At 45.7% G+C, this 16,956-nt stretch carries 21 protein-coding genes; 14 read left to right on the top strand and 7 right to left on the bottom strand.

Annotation, left to right across the window (positions count from 1 at the left end; translation table 11 throughout):
* Positions 1-27 precede the first annotated feature (27 nt).
* From BM008_RS06165 to BM008_RS06185, 5 genes are all read left to right on the top strand, one after another.
* Positions 28-486, top strand: a complete 459-nt coding sequence (locus BM008_RS06165) for a universal stress protein (RefSeq protein ID WP_091934855.1) — start codon at positions 28-30, stop codon at positions 484-486.
* An 11-nt stretch (positions 487-497) separates the two neighbouring features.
* Positions 498-1,352 carry a CBS domain-containing protein gene (locus BM008_RS06170; protein WP_091934858.1) on the top strand — a complete coding sequence of 285 codons (855 nt, stop codon included), beginning with the start codon at positions 498-500 and terminating at the stop codon, positions 1,350-1,352.
* Between the two features lie 56 nt (positions 1,353-1,408).
* Positions 1,409-2,089, top strand: coding sequence for a 2,5-diamino-6-(ribosylamino)-4(3H)-pyrimidinone 5'-phosphate reductase (locus BM008_RS06175; protein WP_091934861.1), 681 nt, complete (start codon positions 1,409-1,411; stop codon positions 2,087-2,089).
* Positions 2,090-2,189: 100 nt separating this feature from the next.
* Positions 2,190-2,654, top strand: coding sequence for a thioredoxin family protein (locus tag BM008_RS06180; protein WP_091934864.1), 465 nt, complete (start codon positions 2,190-2,192; stop codon positions 2,652-2,654).
* A gap of 19 nt (positions 2,655-2,673) precedes the next feature.
* Entirely contained in the window at positions 2,674-3,327 is a 654-nt protein-coding gene (locus tag BM008_RS06185) for a cytochrome c biogenesis CcdA family protein (protein ID WP_177187990.1), read from the top strand.
* Between the two features lie 48 nt (positions 3,328-3,375).
* On the opposite strand, the gene BM008_RS06190 is transcribed toward BM008_RS06185, so the two are convergent.
* The 7 genes from BM008_RS06190 to cbiT all read right to left on the bottom strand — a co-directional run bounded on the left by BM008_RS06190 (position 3,376) and on the right by cbiT (position 7,643).
* Positions 3,376-4,080, bottom strand: a complete 705-nt coding sequence (locus BM008_RS06190) for a precorrin-8X methylmutase (protein WP_091934867.1) — start codon at positions 4,078-4,080, stop codon at positions 3,376-3,378.
* Complete coding sequence (cobJ, locus tag BM008_RS06195; protein ID WP_091934870.1) at positions 4,070-4,861, bottom strand: precorrin-3B C(17)-methyltransferase; 792 nt, start codon at positions 4,859-4,861, stop codon at positions 4,070-4,072. Before cobJ ends, BM008_RS06190 begins: the two co-directional genes overlap by 11 nt.
* Positions 4,830-5,171, bottom strand: a complete 342-nt coding sequence (locus tag BM008_RS06200) for a cobalamin biosynthesis protein (RefSeq protein WP_245747935.1) — start codon at positions 5,169-5,171, stop codon at positions 4,830-4,832. The genes cobJ and BM008_RS06200 overlap by 32 nt, the downstream gene beginning before the upstream one ends.
* Positions 5,172-5,179: 8 nt before the next feature.
* Complete coding sequence (locus BM008_RS06205; RefSeq protein ID WP_091934876.1) at positions 5,180-5,632, bottom strand: cobalamin biosynthesis protein CbiG; 453 nt, start codon at positions 5,630-5,632, stop codon at positions 5,180-5,182.
* 62 nt (positions 5,633-5,694) lie between these two features.
* The gene (cobM, locus tag BM008_RS06210; protein WP_091934879.1) at positions 5,695-6,438 is read right to left on the bottom strand and encodes a precorrin-4 C(11)-methyltransferase; all 744 of its coding nucleotides are present in this window, start codon (positions 6,436-6,438) and stop codon (positions 5,695-5,697) included.
* 15 nt (positions 6,439-6,453) lie between these two features.
* On the bottom strand, positions 6,454-7,068 hold the full coding sequence (locus BM008_RS06215) for a cobalt-factor II C(20)-methyltransferase (protein ID WP_091934882.1): 615 nt from the start codon (positions 7,066-7,068) through the stop codon (positions 6,454-6,456).
* A 20-nt stretch (positions 7,069-7,088) separates the two neighbouring features.
* A complete protein-coding gene (gene cbiT / locus BM008_RS06220) occupies positions 7,089-7,643 on the bottom strand; it encodes a precorrin-6Y C5,15-methyltransferase (decarboxylating) subunit CbiT (protein WP_091934885.1) in 555 nt (184 codons plus the stop codon).
* A gap of 114 nt (positions 7,644-7,757) precedes the next feature.
* Between cbiT and BM008_RS06225 the strand changes: the two genes are divergently transcribed.
* From BM008_RS06225 to BM008_RS06270, 9 genes are all read left to right on the top strand, one after another.
* Complete coding sequence (locus tag BM008_RS06225; protein WP_091934888.1) at positions 7,758-9,239, top strand: cobyric acid synthase; 1,482 nt, start codon at positions 7,758-7,760, stop codon at positions 9,237-9,239.
* Between the two features lie 249 nt (positions 9,240-9,488).
* A complete protein-coding gene (locus tag BM008_RS06235) occupies positions 9,489-9,725 on the top strand; it encodes a FeoA family protein (protein WP_091934895.1) in 237 nt (78 codons plus the stop codon).
* Between the two features lie 28 nt (positions 9,726-9,753).
* Positions 9,754-11,775, top strand: coding sequence for a ferrous iron transport protein B (feoB, locus tag BM008_RS06240; protein WP_091934898.1), 2,022 nt, complete (start codon positions 9,754-9,756; stop codon positions 11,773-11,775).
* Positions 11,776-11,807: 32 nt separating this feature from the next.
* Complete coding sequence (locus BM008_RS06245) at positions 11,808-12,269, top strand: hypothetical protein (protein ID WP_091934901.1); 462 nt, start codon at positions 11,808-11,810, stop codon at positions 12,267-12,269.
* Positions 12,269-12,568: a FeoC-like transcriptional regulator gene (locus BM008_RS06250; RefSeq protein ID WP_091934904.1), complete on the top strand. Its 300-nt coding sequence runs from the start codon at positions 12,269-12,271 to the stop codon at positions 12,566-12,568. Before BM008_RS06245 ends, BM008_RS06250 begins: the two co-directional genes overlap by 1 nt.
* 535 nt (positions 12,569-13,103) lie before the next feature.
* Positions 13,104-14,141, top strand: a complete 1,038-nt coding sequence (gene trpD, locus BM008_RS06255) for an anthranilate phosphoribosyltransferase (protein WP_091934907.1) — start codon at positions 13,104-13,106, stop codon at positions 14,139-14,141.
* Positions 14,119-14,796: a phosphoribosylanthranilate isomerase gene (locus BM008_RS06260; protein WP_091934910.1), complete on the top strand. Its 678-nt coding sequence runs from the start codon at positions 14,119-14,121 to the stop codon at positions 14,794-14,796. The genes trpD and BM008_RS06260 overlap by 23 nt, the downstream gene beginning before the upstream one ends.
* Complete coding sequence (gene trpE / locus BM008_RS06265) at positions 14,789-16,357, top strand: anthranilate synthase component I (protein WP_091934913.1); 1,569 nt, start codon at positions 14,789-14,791, stop codon at positions 16,355-16,357. The genes BM008_RS06260 and trpE overlap by 8 nt, the downstream gene beginning before the upstream one ends.
* The gene (locus tag BM008_RS06270; protein ID WP_091934916.1) at positions 16,357-16,947 is read left to right on the top strand and encodes an anthranilate synthase component II; all 591 of its coding nucleotides are present in this window, start codon (positions 16,357-16,359) and stop codon (positions 16,945-16,947) included. The genes trpE and BM008_RS06270 overlap by 1 nt, the downstream gene beginning before the upstream one ends.
* Positions 16,948-16,956: the final 9 nt, after the last annotated feature.

Below are 16,956 nucleotides of genomic sequence, written 5' to 3' on the forward strand. Positions count from 1 at the left end.
CAGGGATATTCACAAAGGAGAGGGATTATGACAAGTACTCTGTATAAAAATATATTTATTGCGACCGACGGATCCAAACAGAATGAAAGAGCAGTTCAGCACAGTGTTGAGCTAGCAAAACTGAGTGGAGCAAAATTGTATGCAGGATATGTTGTTGATACTGCAGCGTTTGCTTCAATTCCAATGGATGCCGGATGGGAAATGATGTATGAGCTCCTTGAAAAGGAAGCAAATGTCGCAACAGAGTCAGTAGAAGAACTGGCAAAGAAAGCAGGTGTACCTTTTGAAACGGTTGTCCTCGAAGGAAATCCAAGTCATGAGATCATTGAATTCGCGGATAACAACAATATCAGTCTTATAGTAATGGGAACCCTTGGAAAGACAGGGCTTGACAGGTTCCTTCTTGGAAGCGTAGCAGAGAAGGTCACAAGGAACTCAAAGGTCCCTGTACTGGTAGTACGCGGAGACTCCGAAGAGGACGAATAAGGAGTTATAACATGCCAAAAAACATCAAAGTCTCAGACATTATGAGAAAGGAAGTTGCATTTGCCACACTTCCAGGTTCAAGAGATGAAGTTCACACACTCCTTAAAGAGAAAAAAGTATCAGGAGTGCCAGTATTAAAAGATGGAAAGGTAGTGGGTGTTGTCAGCAGGGCCAACCTTCTTAACAACCCTGAGGAAGAACAGCTCGCACTCCTTATGACACGTGATCCACTGACAATAGACCCTGATGTGGATATGACCGTCGCTGCAAAGACACTGCTGGAGCACAATATCAGAAGATTACCAGTTGTCAAGGATGACAAGCTTATGGGAATAATCTCCGTTGCAGATATTGTCGCTGCGATCGCAGAGATGGAGATCACAGACCATGTTGGACAGTACCTGAACCCAACGGTCGTACCTATATGGACAGAAACACCACTGAACGTTGCAGCAAGGGTAATGGAACTTGCAAGGTCCAAAGCAGCTCCTGTTATTGACAGCAACCTTGAGGTCGTAGGTATAATCACAGACCGTGATGTCATCAGCGCAAGTGTCATCGAGGACTCAGTGGAAATGTCTGACATGTCCAATGGGTCAGATGATGATGAATGGACATGGGAATCCATGAGAGATACCATGAGCATTTACTACAGCGTTTCAAGGGTCAAAGTACCTGACATACCTGTAAAGGACGTAATGGTCTCAGATCTTGTAAAAGCTGCATACATATCAGGTGTCAGCGAATGTGCCCTTAAGATGAAAAGGAACAAGATCGACCAGATACCTATCGTTAATGCAAATCAGAGATTCCTGGGACTTCTTCGTGACCGTAATCTCATGAAAGCTATTATTGACAGCGAATAAACATTATCTATCTAGTGGGGCAATACCCCAACTCTTTTTTTATTCAAGTGATCCAAATGGAACGCCCATTCATATTCATAAATTCAGCGATGTCTGCCGACGGTAAGATATCCACAAAAGAAAGAAAACAGGTCAGGATCTCCGGAAATATTGATTTTAAACGCATGGACCAGCTTCGGGCAGGAGCCGATGCGATCATGGTCGGGATCGGAACGGTCATGGCAGATGACCCGAGCCTGACAGTGAAATCCCCCGAGCTTAAAAAACAAAGACTTGAAGCCGGACTTGATGAGAACCCTGCAAGAGTGATCGTTGACAGTAAAGCCAGAACCCCTGTTGATGCAGATATCTTCAAAAAAGGAGAGGGAAAACGCATTATTCTGGTTTCAGAGTCTGCACCACATGATAAAGTGGCAGAGCTGAAGAAAAAGGCAGATGTCATTATAACCGGAAAGGAGTCGGTCGACCTCCCGGCAGCCATGGGACAGCTCAGGGAAAATGGCATCAAGCGACTGATGGTAGAAGGCGGAGCGACCCTCAACTGGGGAATGATATCCAATGGCCTTGTGGATGAGATATACACCTTTGTAGGGAACCTCATAATAGGTGGAAAGACCGCACCTACATTTGTAGATGGAGAAGGATCCACAGAAGATAACATCATCAAAATGGAACTCCTTGATGCTGAAAAGATAGAGGAAGGAATTCTTTTGAAATGGAAGGTCACTGGAAAATAGATCAGGGACCATATCTTGTCTGAAGATACCAGCAGTCAAACAAATGTGATACCAACCCAAAAACAATATAGTTTTATAGTTGACGAACAATTTAGATAGCATGAACAAATTGATCCTGCCCGCAATTGCAGTGATAGCTGTACTTTTCGTTCTGGCTGGCACCCAGGGTGATCCAGCCGAGGAGACTGAGATCACCACTGCCATCAATGTGCAGCACCTGAACGATGCAATAGCAGAAGGTCCTGTACTGGTTGAGATCGGCACTGACAGTTGCCCTGCATGTATCGCCCAGAAACCTATTCTGAAAGATATTGCAAATGACTATAACGGTAAAGCATCTGTCATGTATATCAATGCTGAAGAAACAAGAGCACTTGCCGCCAGTTTCAATATATACTCCATACCGGATATGTTCGTCATTGCCGAGATCACAGATGAAGGGTACATCTACATGGGTGCTGACGGGCAGACCACAACTGACAGAAATCGTGCAAGGTTCATTGGACTTACATCCAAGGGAACACTGACAGATGTCCTTGATGCTGCAATAGAATACAGAGAATAATTCACGGTAATAGGATAATATGCTGGAAACTACATCGCTCACACCCATAGCCGCCTTTTTTGCAGGTATTGTGAGCGTGATGTCTCCCTGCGTACTGCCATTATTACCTATAGTACTTGCCTATTCCACAGGCAACAGTAAGCTTAGACCCCTTGCGATAATTCTGGGACTTACGATATCATTCACAGCAATGGGAATTGCTGCCTCGGCCTTTGGAGAATATTTCCTGCCACACCTTGGCGAACTGAGGATAATTGCAGAATTAATGATAATCCTAATGGGCATCTCAATGCTCATGGACAAGGAACTATTTGCTTTTCTTTTACATTACACCGGGAAGATACATGCCGAAGGTAAAGGATTGTTCGGTGGCCTGGTAATAGGTGCTTCACTGGGAATCGTATGGATCCCATGTGTCGGACCCATACTTGCATCCATATTGACCCTTGTAGCACTTGAAAGCAATATCACATACGGAGCTACACTTCTTATCATATACTCCATTGGTTTTGCGATCCCTATGATCATGATAGCTTATTCTGCAAAACTATCAGGTGATAAACTACACAGGCTATCTGAAATTGATATGGAGCTCAAGAAAATAGCAGGCCTGATACTTGTAGCAGTAGGACTTTGGATGGTATACACTAACCATCTTGCAGGATATTTTTAAGAAAAAAATGCGGTCAGAAAAAGTGAATGTGCCCCTTTAAGGAACACATCAATCTTCATTCGCTATTGTAACAAGTTCATTGATACAGGCAACTGCCATCGGTGTTCCGCCACGTGTACCTACACATGTAATGGATGGTACCGGTGCGCCCCTGACAACTTCCTTTGATTCTGCTGCGTTGACAAAACCTACAGGAGTACCTACAATGATAGCTGGCTTGATGCCATGCTCGATCATCCTGCAAACTGCAAATGCAGCGGATGGTGCATTGCCTATTGCGACAATTGAACCTTCAAGAATGTCCTTGCATTTCAGGAATCCTGCTGCAGTCCTTGTGATACCATACTTCTTGGCAAGTTCTGCATCCTCATCCTTATCAAGCACACAGATGATCTCACAGTTGTGACCTCTCTTTGTGATACCTGACTTGACCATGTTGATATCAACGAGAATAGGAGCACCTTTTCTAATTGCCTCAACACCTGCATTTATAGGGTCATTGACAAAGCGCATGATATCTGCAACAGCAGGGTCACCAGTTGAGGTTACACAACGCTGCTTAACACGATCCTCAGGAGTCTCATCACCTACGAGTTTGCGGGCAATGTTACGGCTGGTCATGTAGATCGCCTTGGCCTCATCGGTCTGTGACCCAAGATCATTACAGATAGCAACGAGATCAGGGTCGATCTCGGTTGTCATCTCTACAAGCTCTTCGATACTTGTATCTTCCTTTTTGGATTCAGTAGTCATATTTTCGATGATACCCCCTTGGAGTTATTATCCTCTTGCCGTATGGGGACTCCCATATGCGAGAATCATTTGTTGTGATAAGGATAGTTGTGCTCATGTCCACCCAGTCGTTATACTCCATAACCTCACCAAGTGTTGTGACGATGTAATCCTGACCTTCGTCCCTCAGGGCGTTCTTCACAAGACCAACAGGCACGGAGTCATCCTTGTGCTTCCTGATGATCTCAATAGCCCTTGAGAAATTGGATTTGCGCTGGCGGCTCTTAGGATTGTACAGGGACATGACGAAGTCTGCAGATGAAGCTCCTTCCAGTCTTTTCTCGATAACTTCCCATGGTGTCAGAAGGTCACTGAGACTTACAGTACACATGTCATTGACAATAGGTGCACCGAGAACACTTGCTGCTGCTGTGATAGCGGTCACACCTGGCAGAACCTCGATCTCAACATCAAGACCTGCATGTTCTGCAACTTCAAGGACAAGACCGGCCATACCATAAATGTTAGCGTCTCCGCCACTTATCATGGAAACAACATTATCCTGTGCAAGCTCCACTGCCTTGCTTGAACGGTCGACCTCCTTACCCATGGCACTGCGAACGATCTCCTGTTTGTCCAGCAGACTTGCCATCTGGTCAAGATAGGTACCGTTTCCGACAATGTAATCAGAGGTAAGTATTACATCCCTTGCCTTCACTGTCAGCTGCTCAACTGAACCCGGACCTATACCAATAATGTAAAGTTTTCCTTTACTCTGCGATTGCGATTGTGACCCTTCCATATGCCTTCTTCCTTAGTATCAATTCCTTTTTTTTCGACAACGCCAATGCGGCAGGCTCTGCCACACCCTTAAGCCCGAAGCGTTTTGCCTGCGAAGCCGACGGCGCATCATAGTTATTCAATTCGTCGTGATCTATGAATGTAATAGTGAGCCCGAAGAACTCGGCTGCCTCATGCAGACCTGTCTCGTTCTCTTTCAATTTTGCTGATGCCAGTCCTTCCACATCATCGATACTTCTGCCTGCCTCTGCAAGCGCACTGTTTATCGCATCGATGGCTTCCTGACTGTCAATACCCCTTCGGGCCCCCATACCTATGATCATTTGTCCTCAGCCTTTACTTCATCTCTTTTTAAGACCGAAACATCGTCCCCGACAATAACTATCTTGGGACCTTTGATCTCGAGGACCTCCACATCCTCATCAAGCAGAGCACAGTTCACCTGCACCGTAGAAGGCTTGTTAACAATATCACATCCCAATGACTTGGCAATGCCTTCAACAGAGTTACGATTATGGACCTCGGTGGCTGTTGTGACCACAGGTACCGGACCGATCTCGGCTATCTTCCTGACAACCTCATTGCCACCATGATGGCCGCCAAGCAGAGGGATTGCGAAATTCATGTTGGAATCAACCACAATGACCGCAGGGTCCTTCCACTTGTCCTCGATGAGAGGTGCGATCTCTCGCACAACAATGCCAGTGGCAAATACAGCCACAATAGCATCGTACTCCTCGAATGCCTTTTTGAAGATGGTCTTGTCATACATCAGGACATCAGCATTCAGATGTCCTGCCAGGCGCTCTGCAACCTCAAGATTTCTCTCAAAGGTTATGATAGCGGTTCTTGTGCCACTCCGTATAAGTAAGACCTCCCGAAGTTACCATATTCCACAGGTTCTACAACCCCGCCAATAAGGATCATTGCGGAGCGCTTGATGCCTGCTTCCTTGACCTTGCCGGCAATGTCAGCAACAGTGCCCTTAATGATCTTCTGGTCTGGCCATGATGCATGGAAGACAACTGCCACAGGAGTGTCATCAGGATATTCCACCTTCTCCATGATCTGCTCGATCTTCTGAGTTCCCAGGAAAACAGCCATTGTGGCACCATGTCTGGAAAGCTCCGTGATCTTGTCCTCATCAAGTGTCTTACCTGCAGGACGCGTAATAATAAGGGTTTCTGAAACCTCGTTAAGTGTAAGCTGGGTCTGTAATGCAGCCGCTGTTGCAAATACAGAGGATACACCAGGAATTACCTCAACCTCTACATCGAACTTCTTCAGTTCCTCGAACTGCTCAACGATGGAGCCGTAGAGTGAAGGATCACCGCTGTGTAACCTTACTACCTTCTTACCTGCTTCAAGATTATCGACTATGAGCTTGGTGGTCTCAGTAAGAGTAAGTCCGTAACTGTCTATCTTCTCACCTTTACAGTAATTGACAACTTCAGGATTTACAAGGGAACCTGCATAAATTACAAGGTCTGCACCTTCAAGAAGTTCTTTACCCATCACAGTGATGTATTTTGCATTTCCCGGACCGGACCCTACGAAATATACTTTTTTATCTGTCATTTGATCCACCCTGTATCATTCTTCCTTCTCAGCGAAGACTATACTGAAGTAGTTACCTTTCTCAGGGATATTCTCCCTTTCTGTGATTATGACTTCCCTGTCACTGAAAAGGCGTTCACAGAATGTGAATTTGTTGAAACCTTCCTTTTCATAGGATTCTATTATCTCAACTGGTTTGCTTGCCTTCAACCTGATCCTGTACTTGCTGTCAGATCCGTCACTCACCTCAAAAGATGAGTCGACCTCTGCTCCGGTCTGGGCAGCGAATGATGTGATAGAACTGATACCAGGAATGGTTGCAGTCTCAACATCTGGATAGAACTTCTTCATCACACGCTTCAGGTGAGTGAATGTTGAGAAGAAATTAGGGTCACCGATAAGACCAAAGACAACAAGGTTATCCTTTGATTCCTCAGCAAGCATGTCAGCATTCTTCTTCCAGACAGCATTGAGAACATCGTAATCCGTCAACATTGGGAACTCAAGGATCTCTGCTTCTGCATAAGGTGCCACCAGATCAGCTGCCATGCGACCGGGAACGTATACTTTATATGCATTTTTCAGGCTTTCAACAGCTTTCAACGTAAGAAGCTCCGGATCTCCCGGGCCAAGTCCAACTCCAACAAGCATTTTTTTATCACCATTAAAGATTAATTTTTACCTGATCTGCCAACTACAATATAGATCGGATTCTCAGGTTTGAACATTGTTTCACCGGTAATCGGTGCACCTCGCGAAACTATCACGTGCAGTACCTCATCGAATAAGTCAAGTTCTTTCATCTTATTTATTACATTTACGACAGTTTCGATCCTGACTGCATTCAATACAATACTCTTTGCCTTTTTCTCAGCAAGTACTTCAAGTACACGGGAAATGTTTTTTGTGCCTCCAATGAATGCACAGTCGATAGAACCAACTTCCTGTTTTTCAAGGATCTCGGATGATTCACCGGAAAACACTTGGGCATTGCTAATCTTAAATGCTTCGAAATTTTTCTTCGTTACATTGATCGCCTCTTCCCTTGCATCCATGGCGCATATGCTAATATCACGCACCATTTTTGAAGCTTCAATTGATACGGCTCCCGTGCCACAACCTATGTCAAAGAATCTGCATCCATCAGCTAAATCAAGTTTAGATAGGGATACTGCAATGATCTCAGGTTTTGTCGGGCCGCCACTTACATGCAAAAGTTCAGTCATGTTCCACCTAACTAAGATAAACTGGAGTTAAGTAGATATAAGTTGCCCTTCATAAAACTGTTGCATAGTCACGAAATTGTATAAGACAGTAAAAATAATTAAAGGGCGGTTGCAATGGAAAACAAAAAAAATGCAAAGAAGTTACTGGTACTTGGTACTGCATCAGATGTCGGCAAAAGTATAATGGTCACTGGCCTGTGCAGGATACTTTCCAGAAAATACAAGGTTGCACCATTTAAGGCCCAGAACATGAGCCTGAACTCGTGGATAACAAAAGATGGAAAAGAGATAGGTATCGCACAGGCGATACAGGCCAAGGCAGCAGGAGTGGAGCCCACCGCTGACATGAATCCTGTCCTCCTTAAACCAAAAGGTGACAGAACATCACAGGTCATCGTACTTGGGGAACCATATGCTGACAAGACCGCAGGCAACTATTACGATTCCATAGAAGAGATGCATGGCGTACTCCGCGGAGCACTTGAAAGACTGGAATCCGAATATGACCTCATCGTCATGGAAGGCGCAGGAGGCGCCGCTGAGATCAACCTCTACGACCGCGACATTGTGAACGTAGGAACTGCACGTATAACACAGGCACCTATTATACTGGTAGGAGATATCGAATCAGGCGGAGTATTTGCAAGTCTTTACGGAACAAAAGAACTTCTCCCGGAGGATGTCGGCAAGAATCTCAAAGCTTTTGTCATCAATAAGTTCAGAGGCGACCCTGCAATACTCGAACCCGGGCTCAAACAGCTCGAAGACCTTACAGGGGTGCCCGTCCTTGGAGTACTACCCTATTACAAGATCAAGATACCCTCCGAGGATTCTATGGCCATCAGAAAGAAGAAAGGCAAGGAAGAGGATGAGGATATCAACGACATCGATATTGCGGTCATCCGTCTGCCAAGGATATCCAACTTCACAGACTTCGAGCCCCTTGAGAGGATCGCAAAGGTCAGGTATGTGGACCTTGATGATGAACTTGGAACCCCTGATTGTGTCATTATCCCGGGAACCAAGAACACCGTCAGTGATCTGCTGGACCTTCAGACAAGTGGCATGGATGCGCAGATAAAGAAGATCAAAGACAAGGCAGTTATCTTTGGCATCTGCGGAGGTTACCAGATGCTTGGAAAGGTCATCCACGACTCCGGCGTAGAGAATGGTGTTGAGGCAGATTATGAAGGACTTGGGCTGCTTGATATCGAAACATCTTTTGGTGAATACAAGAAGAGAACTGTCCAGGTCAAAAAAGAGATAGTTGCTGACGGACCGATCTTCAAGAACATCAAGGGTGATGAGATATGCGGTTACGAGATCCACATGGGGACCACCATGACACCAAGGACCGTCTTTGGAGATGATGGCAGCATTGACGAGAGCGGAACCATTGTAGGAACATACCTGCACGGACTTTTCGATAATCAGAACATCCGCCATGCACTGATGATATACCTTGCTGAGAAGAAAGGTGTGGAGTATCATCCTGAGACCGTTACAACAGAGGATGAGGCATACGAGGAGCTTGCAGAGATAGTAGAGAGCTGCCTGGATATGGACAAGATCTACGAGCTCATCGAGAACCAGTAGATCCCTTCTTCTCTTTCCTTTTTGGTCTGTAAATAATCCACAGACCACTGATATTTTCATTTTGCAGCATATGGTCGGTCAGCTTTGCTTCGATCAAAGACCATGTTCTCTTTTTTTTGGATCCGGCCAAATTTGCCACTTCTAGTGATTATAATTAAGACTATTGTAATAAGCCCATCAAAATTAATATATACTTGTTTAAACATGTTAGGCATACCTACAAAACTTAAACGAACAAAAGGCAATAACATGAATGAAAAAACACTGGACCTCATTGAACCGGAACTATCTGTCAAGGTTCTGAAAGTAACAGGTCAGAAATCCTCAAGGAAAAGGATCCTTGACATGGGATTAACTCCCGGAACACGAGTTGATGTCATCCGAAGGGCACCTCTTGGCGACCCGGTGGAATTCAAGCTTAAAGGATACAACCTCTCCCTGAGGAAAAGAGAAGCTGAGACCGTCCTGGTCGAAGTGGTCGAGTAAAAGGATAACATAACAGGATGGTGGCAGAATGACAGATAAAATAACTGTGGCCCTGACAGGAAACCCAAATGTTGGAAAGACCTCGATCTTTAATGCGATCACCGGTTCCAAACAGCATGTGGGCAACTGGCCCGGTGTTACAGTGGAGAGGAAGATAGGAAAGAGAGTCCACAATGACATTGAAATGGAAATTGTGGACCTGCCGGGAACCTACAGCCTGACAGCTTATTCCCTTGACGAGATCATAGCCCGTGACTTCATAATCGAAGAAAAGCCGGACATAGTAGTGCAGGTAATTGACGCGACAAACCTTGAAAGGAACATGTACCTCACGACCCAGTTAATGGAACTTGGGGTCAAGCTCATAATTGCGCTCAACATGACCGACCTTGCACTTGCAAAAGGTGACAGCATAGATTCTGAGAAGATGCAGGAGTTCCTGGAAGTCCCGGTAATATCTACCATTGGAAGCAAGGGGAACGGTATTGAAGGTCTTCTGGATGCTGTTGCAGATGAACTGCACAAGACCAGAGTAACTGAGAACATATTCACCTACGATAGCGATATCGAGACCAGAGGAGAAGAACTTGAGAAGGTCCTGAACAACGACCCATATTTCGCACATTACCCTTCACGATGGTTCAGCATGAAATTGCTTGAGGGTGATGAGAACATACTCAAAAAAGCAAAAGAAAGCGAGAGCTATCCGGAAATAGAAAAGATACTCAATGAGCTTGATGCCGATAGTTTCGAGGCTAAGATCGCAGACCAGAGATATAAGACCATACAGACAATGCTGCGGCAGGTCTGTGACATAAACACCGAACACCTCAGCGGTTCTGATATGGTCGACCGCGTAGTGACGAACAAGGCACTGGGAATCCCTATATTCCTGTCACTTATGTGGGCAGCCTTTGAGATAACATTCACATTTGCAACGCCGTTCATGAATATAATAGACATATTCTTTGGATGGTTTGCAGAGACTGCAACTAACCTCATCACAATACCATGGCTCTCCTCCCTTGTAGGAGAAGGAATGATAGCAGGTGTTGGATCAGTGCTCATATTCCTCCCTAACATCCTGCTGCTCTTCTTTATGCTTTCACTAATGGAAGACAGCGGTTACATGGCAAGAGCCGCCTTTATCATGGACAAGATCATGAGCAAGATCGGACTGCACGGCAAGTCATTCATTCCACTTGTCATGGGATTCGGATGTAATGTGCCTGCGATCATGGCAACACGTACCATCGAGGATACCCGTGACAGGCTCATAACCATACTTATCACACCTTTCATGTCATGCGGAGCAAGGTTGCCGGTCTACGTACTGCTGGCTGGTGCATTCTTCGGACGTGATGCAGGTGTTGTGATATTCAGTCTCTACGCACTGGGCATACTGGTCGCGATCGTGAGTGCAAAGCTCATGCGCAGTACGATCCTCAGAGGAGAGGATGCCCCGTTCATCATGGAACTCCCATCATACAAGATACCCACACTAAAGGGCAGTTTCATCCACATGTGGGAAAGAGGAAAGATATACCTCAAGAAAGCAGGATCGATCATCCTCATTGGAGTTGTGGGAGTATGGCTCCTTGCATCGATACCAGCACCAGGAAGTGGAGGAGTCTTTGCTTCAGAAGAAGTGTACGGTACCACTAACTCAGTAATCGGTGTCATCGGACAAATTATCGAACCCCTTGTAGCACCTCTTGGATTTGACTGGAGAATTGCAGTAGCACTGTTGTTCGGTGTAGTTGCAAAGGAGATAGTTGTCGGATCCATGGGTGTGCTCTATGGAGCAGGAGAGAATGAAGATACACTTTCGGACATACTTGCCGCAGGTGCAATGACCCCTCTTGCAGGACTGGGACTTATGGTGTTCACTCTTCTGTACGCCCCATGTTTCGCCTGCATAGGTGTTATCAAAAGAGAGACCGGATCATGGAAATGGACCCTTTTCCAGCTGGCTTACGGCACAACACTTGCATGGACATTCGCATTCGCAGTATACCAGATAGGAAGCAGAATAGGAATGCTTGCCTGAACTCTAAAATATGAACTAGGAGAATGATAAAGATGAAAAATAATTATGGGAACAAAGAAGTAGCTTTTTCAGCACTTGCCGGAGTGCTCTACGCACTCTTTGGACTGGTACATATAATAGAAGGACTTGGCATCGACACTGGCCTCTCAGGCATGCTATTCATCCCCGGGGACATCCTTGGAGGATTCTGTCTTGTGGTCATAGGAGCAGTTTTCCTCATTGGTTTCAAGGAAATGTTGCAGGGTCTGAATGCAGGCGTGTCCTTCGTTTATGTAGGCATCCTGATGTCCCTCATCTTCATGGCGGTCTACCTGTTGATAATGGGAGGAAATCTGCTGGATTCATTCATTGTCCCTGATGACTATGAAGGATGGAGCGTGATGGAAACCTTCAGACCGGGAATATACCTTGGTCTCCTTTCACTTGCAGGCATACTGTACTGGAGAGACAGGTTCTCCCTGAACGAGGTACTTGTCTTCAGGGAGGGAGCATAATGGTCGTAGGATACAGGTTCTTCCTGAAAAGGATAGCTGCAATGATAGACTCGAAAGAGAACCTTACTATCAGAACGATAGCAGACCGGCTAAACCTCCGGCATGATGAGTTCAGGGATATCCTGAACATCATGGTCCAGAAAGGTGACATCGAATGTATCGAAGATAGTTCAGCCGGCTGCAGTGGAAGCTGCCCGGGTTGCTCCAGATTGTGTGCCGGACCCCATCTGTCCAGCAAGACGGGGAAAGTAAGGTCTTACAGATTGACAGATAAAGGCAGGATGAACTGTAAAGGATAGGCCAGGGAAGAAACAATACCATCTTATCCGTTCATTTTTCACTGAACCCTGCTTTTCTTTCTATCTTTTTTACTGTTTTAGCCGTTGGATCAGTTCAGTCTGCTTTTGTGTTGAAAAGGAAAAAACGTCTCTATAGAGATTCTTCCAATTGCAACTTTGAACTCAGCAATTTTGAATAACTGCATTATTTCAATTGTCTTCAGGATAGCAGTGAAGGAGCGTGCCGCCTGCGGTGGATGGTCGCATTGTCCTTTGTTCGCCAATGATCTGTTGTTTAGCTATCGAAACACAAGGAAGCAGGGAACAATAAGTTTGACCGATCGGAAGTCATAAACAACTAAAAACATCCCGGAGGGGTACGGCGAAGCCGGCACGATACGAAAAAGTGGATTTAATAGTATATTGCTTAAACTTATTTCTGCATTCAAATGAGAAAAACTACAAAGCCCACAAAGCCATAACCCTTAAATACGATTAGCCATCTTTTAATCAATATTGTACAACTATATACATTACTGCGTTAAAAGGTGCTACCATGAAGGAATACATCAGTAAAGTAAGTGAAAAGCAGGACCTTACAATAACAGAAGCAGAGGATGCTATCACAAAGATATTCACAGAGGCCACGGACGCACAGATAGGCGGCCTCCTTATTGCCCTTAAAATGAAGGGAGAGACCCCTGATGAGATCGCGGGTTTTGCAACCGGTATGAAGAAAGCTGCCAACACCATTGCTCCTAAAGTTGAAGGTGCACTTGTGGATGTTGTAGGAACCGGAGGGGACAAGCGCAACACCATCAATATCTCAACAGCCTCTGCGATCGTTACCGCAGCAACTGGTGTCGCGGTTGCAAAGCATGGTAACCGCTCCATAACTTCACTTTCCGGTAGTGCAGATGTCCTGAGAGAACTCGGGATAAAAGTGGACAAAGCACCTGAAGAAGTAACGCAGTCCATAGAAAAGAACGGGATCGGATTCATGTTCGCACCTATCTTCCATCCTGCAATGAAAAGGGTCGGACCGATAAGACAAGAAATGGGAGTAAGGACAGTTTTCAATATACTCGGACCACTTACAAACCCTGCAAATGCAAAAGTGCAACTTGTAGGAGTGTTTGACAAGAGTCTCTGCGAGCCTTTCGCCCAGGTAATGAAGAAACTTGGAGTTGACAGGGCAATGGTAGTCCATGGTGACGGCATGGATGAGATATCCAATTTCTCAGAGACATACGTTGCTGAGCTTAAAGATGGAAATATCACTACCTACACACTCACCCCGGAAGAACTTGGCATGAACAGAGCAACTCCGGAGGATATTGCAGGCGGTACACCTAAGGAGAATGCAATAGATATCATAAGAATATTGAAGGGTGAGAAGGGACCAAAGAGAGATATCATCGTAATGAACTCAGCTGCAGCGCTTTATGTTGCCGGCAAGGCAGCCTCTGTCAAAGAAGCGATCCCTATGGTAGAAGAAGTTCTTGACAGCGGCAAAGCACTGGCAAAACTGATAGAGTTCAGTGATGACGACAACATTCATGGAGTCATAGATGAAGCATCTTCCCAGAGTTAAGATATGCGGAATGAGAACTGCTGAGGATGTAGAACTTGCAGTGAACTGTGGAGCCGATGCTGTGGGCTTTATCACAGAGGTTCCGGTGAACACTCCAAGGAAACTGGATGTGCAGACAGCATCTGAACTTATCAGGAATGTACCTTTCTTCGTGAATTCAGTGCTTGTCATAATGCCAGAGGACGGCTACCAGGCACTTGATCTTATTGAAAGGACAAAGCCGGATATAGTGCAAATCCACAACGACCTCAGTGCAGAGGATATAGAGATAATACGTAACGGCACACACCAGAAGATCATTAAGGCATTTACCATACCCGTAGAAAGCAAAGAGTTGCCTTCTGACATGATGACAGAGATAGAGTCACTTTTTGGTAATGACCTGATAGATGGCATTCTGCTGGATTCTGGGAAAGCCGGTTCAAGCGGCGGAACAGGACTGGTACACGACTGGTCAATAAGCAGAAAGGTAGTTGAGAACACTGATGCCCCGGTAATACTGGCAGGTGGCCTCAAGCCTGAAAATGTAAGTGATGCCGTAAATGAGGTAAGGCCATTTGCCGTGGATACTGCCTCAGGTGTAGAGACAGATGGAAAGAAAGATCCTGCAAAGGTATGCAGGTTTATAGAAGAGGCCAGGTGTATCAATGGTTGATTTTGATCTTAGTAAAGAGGAATTCACATCCCTCGTCGAAAATTCACAGAAGCCTGCAATAGTGCAGCTTATGACAAAGGTGGATAGCATTTGCAGCCCACTACAATTGTATGCAACTCTGCAGAACGCAGGGCATTCATATCTACTTGAATCCGTAGAGAAGGAGAAAAGACATGCAAGGTACTCCTTTGTAGGATACGAGCCTGAGATGGTCGTATCTATCAAGGACAGATACCTCACCATCGAATGCCAGATGAACTCCGAGCTTACCAAACATATCTACAATAAGCTCAAGGCCATGGGAGATGTGGAATCGCTCATTGGCGGCAAGTTCAGGGTAAAGGTCAACGAAGGTGACGATGCCCTTGCAGCTTTCAGAAAGATATATCCGACAAGTACCGACACTGTTCTGCTTAACCAGAAGCGTTTTGACAGGCAGACATTCCTTGGAGGTGCCATCGGCTACAACAGCTATGACCTTGTTTATGATTCCTGGTTGGACAGGGACAAGAAGCCCGATGCTGACACCCCGGATATGCACTTCGCGATCATGTCAAAGACCTTTGTCTTTGATCACATTACCAATGAGACATACATGGTCATCACACCATTCGTCACAGATTCCAGTGATCTGAACGATGTTTACGACCATGCTAGCTCAGAAGCCCAGTTGATGGAAAGGTCACTCCAGATGGCCTCGGTCATCAGTATAAGTGAGGACATACCTGCGGCAGATCCGGAAGAACCTGTTGCCAACATGGATCAGGATGCCTATGAAGAAGCTGTGAAGATAGCCAAACAGCATATCATAGACGGTGATATCTTCCAGGTGGTACCATCCCGCAGATACACCGTCAAAATGAAGCAGACACCCCTGCAACTCTACATCAGGCTCAGGAACATCAATCCAAGTCCTTATATGTACATCTTCAACTTCAAGGACATCGGCATCGTAGGTGCAAGTCCGGAAACCCTGATGACCGTCTTTGACAGAAAGGTCATCACAAATCCGATCGCTGGAACATGTCCACGTGGTAAGGATGAGGAAGAGGACAAGGTACTGGCAAATGAGATGCTCAGCGACAAAAAGGAACGTTCAGAACACATAATGCTCGTGGACCTTGGACGTAACGATGTGAGGATGGTCTCAAAGAGTGGCACTGTCAATGTCGATGACCTTATGAGCGTGGTAAAATACTCTCACCTTCAGCACATCGAAAGTACCGTAAGCGGAGAGCTCAGGGAAGAATGTGACCAGTTCGACGCCACACGCGCGATATTCCCGGCAGGGACACTGTCCGGTGCACCAAAGATAAGAGCTATGGAAATAATAGATGACCTTGAGCCAGAGTCCAGAGGAATATATGGCGGAGGAGTAGGCTATTATTCATGGAACGGTGATGCTGACTTTGCCATTGTCATCAGAACAGTGCTCATTAAAAATAACACAGCTTACGTACAGGCAGGAGCAGGTATCGTAGCTGACTCAGACCCGACATACGAATACAATGAGACCGAAAGGAAAATGGCTGCAATGATAAAGGCCATAGGAGGCAAATAATGAAAGTATTGTTCATAGACAACAAGGATTCTTTTGTCTGGAATCTTGTGGACTATGTTTCCATATACGAGCCTGATACTCAGGTAGTATCTAACACCATTTCCCTTGAAGAAGTAAAGGATATCAACCCGGATGCCATTGTGATCTCACCCGGACCAGGGACACCACATAAGGCAGAGGATATCGGTTCATCACTTGAGATAATAAGGGAATTCGGGTCAAAGATACCAGTGCTTGGGGTCTGTCTTGGCCACCAGGCGATAAACACAGCGTTCGGTGGGACCATAGGACATACAAAAGGTGGACCTATCCACGGAAAGACATCTGACATCACCCATGAAGGATCACCACTTTTCGAAGGACTTGAAGACACGTTCAAGGGTGGAAGATATCACTCACTTGCTATCGAAAAACTTGCAGAGGACCTAAAGGTTACTGCAAGGACGGATGATGGCATCATCATGGCTGTTGAACATAAGGAGTACCCGGTTTATGGGGTGCAGTTCCATCCGGAGTCCATACTTACCGAGGACGGATTATGGATCGTCAAGAACTTCCTGAAGATAGCCGAGGCCGCCCATAAGAATTAAGCACTTGCA

The sequence above is a fragment of the Methanolobus profundi genome (genome assembly GCF_900114835.1).
Lineage (GTDB): Archaea > Halobacteriota > Methanosarcinia > Methanosarcinales > Methanosarcinaceae > Methanolobus > Methanolobus profundi.

Coding starts and splice junctions, on each gene's coding strand:
- BM008_RS06190 (WP_091934867.1), bottom strand. CDS start 4,080: ATGACTACTGAATCCAAAAAGGAAGATACAAGTATCGAAGAGCTTGTA.
- BM008_RS06180 (WP_091934864.1), top strand. CDS start 2,190: ATGAACAAATTGATCCTGCCCGCAATTGCAGTGATAGCTGTACTTTTC.
- feoB (WP_091934898.1), top strand. CDS start 9,754: ATGACAGATAAAATAACTGTGGCCCTGACAGGAAACCCAAATGTTGGA.
- BM008_RS06165 (WP_091934855.1), top strand. CDS start 28: ATGACAAGTACTCTGTATAAAAATATATTTATTGCGACCGACGGATCC.
- BM008_RS06260 (WP_091934910.1), top strand. CDS start 14,119: ATGAAGCATCTTCCCAGAGTTAAGATATGCGGAATGAGAACTGCTGAG.
- BM008_RS06170 (WP_091934858.1), top strand. CDS start 498: ATGCCAAAAAACATCAAAGTCTCAGACATTATGAGAAAGGAAGTTGCA.
- BM008_RS06235 (WP_091934895.1), top strand. CDS start 9,489: ATGAATGAAAAAACACTGGACCTCATTGAACCGGAACTATCTGTCAAG.
- BM008_RS06175 (WP_091934861.1), top strand. CDS start 1,409: ATGGAACGCCCATTCATATTCATAAATTCAGCGATGTCTGCCGACGGT.
- BM008_RS06200 (WP_245747935.1), bottom strand. CDS start 5,171: ATGGGGGCCCGAAGGGGTATTGACAGTCAGGAAGCCATCGATGCGATA.
- BM008_RS06250 (WP_091934904.1), top strand. CDS start 12,269: ATGGTCGTAGGATACAGGTTCTTCCTGAAAAGGATAGCTGCAATGATA.
- BM008_RS06215 (WP_091934882.1), bottom strand. CDS start 7,068: ATGCTTGTTGGAGTTGGACTTGGCCCGGGAGATCCGGAGCTTCTTACG.
- trpE (WP_091934913.1), top strand. CDS start 14,789: ATGGTTGATTTTGATCTTAGTAAAGAGGAATTCACATCCCTCGTCGAA.
- cbiT (WP_091934885.1), bottom strand. CDS start 7,643: ATGACTGAACTTTTGCATGTAAGTGGCGGCCCGACAAAACCTGAGATC.
- BM008_RS06270 (WP_091934916.1), top strand. CDS start 16,357: ATGAAAGTATTGTTCATAGACAACAAGGATTCTTTTGTCTGGAATCTT.
- cobJ (WP_091934870.1), bottom strand. CDS start 4,861: ATGGAAGGGTCACAATCGCAATCGCAGAGTAAAGGAAAACTTTACATT.
- BM008_RS06205 (WP_091934876.1), bottom strand. CDS start 5,632: ATGTATGACAAGACCATCTTCAAAAAGGCATTCGAGGAGTACGATGCT.
- BM008_RS06225 (WP_091934888.1), top strand. CDS start 7,758: ATGGAAAACAAAAAAAATGCAAAGAAGTTACTGGTACTTGGTACTGCA.
- trpD (WP_091934907.1), top strand. CDS start 13,104: ATGAAGGAATACATCAGTAAAGTAAGTGAAAAGCAGGACCTTACAATA.
- BM008_RS06185 (WP_177187990.1), top strand. CDS start 2,674: ATGCTGGAAACTACATCGCTCACACCCATAGCCGCCTTTTTTGCAGGT.
- BM008_RS06245 (WP_091934901.1), top strand. CDS start 11,808: ATGAAAAATAATTATGGGAACAAAGAAGTAGCTTTTTCAGCACTTGCC.
- cobM (WP_091934879.1), bottom strand. CDS start 6,438: ATGACAGATAAAAAAGTATATTTCGTAGGGTCCGGTCCGGGAAATGCA.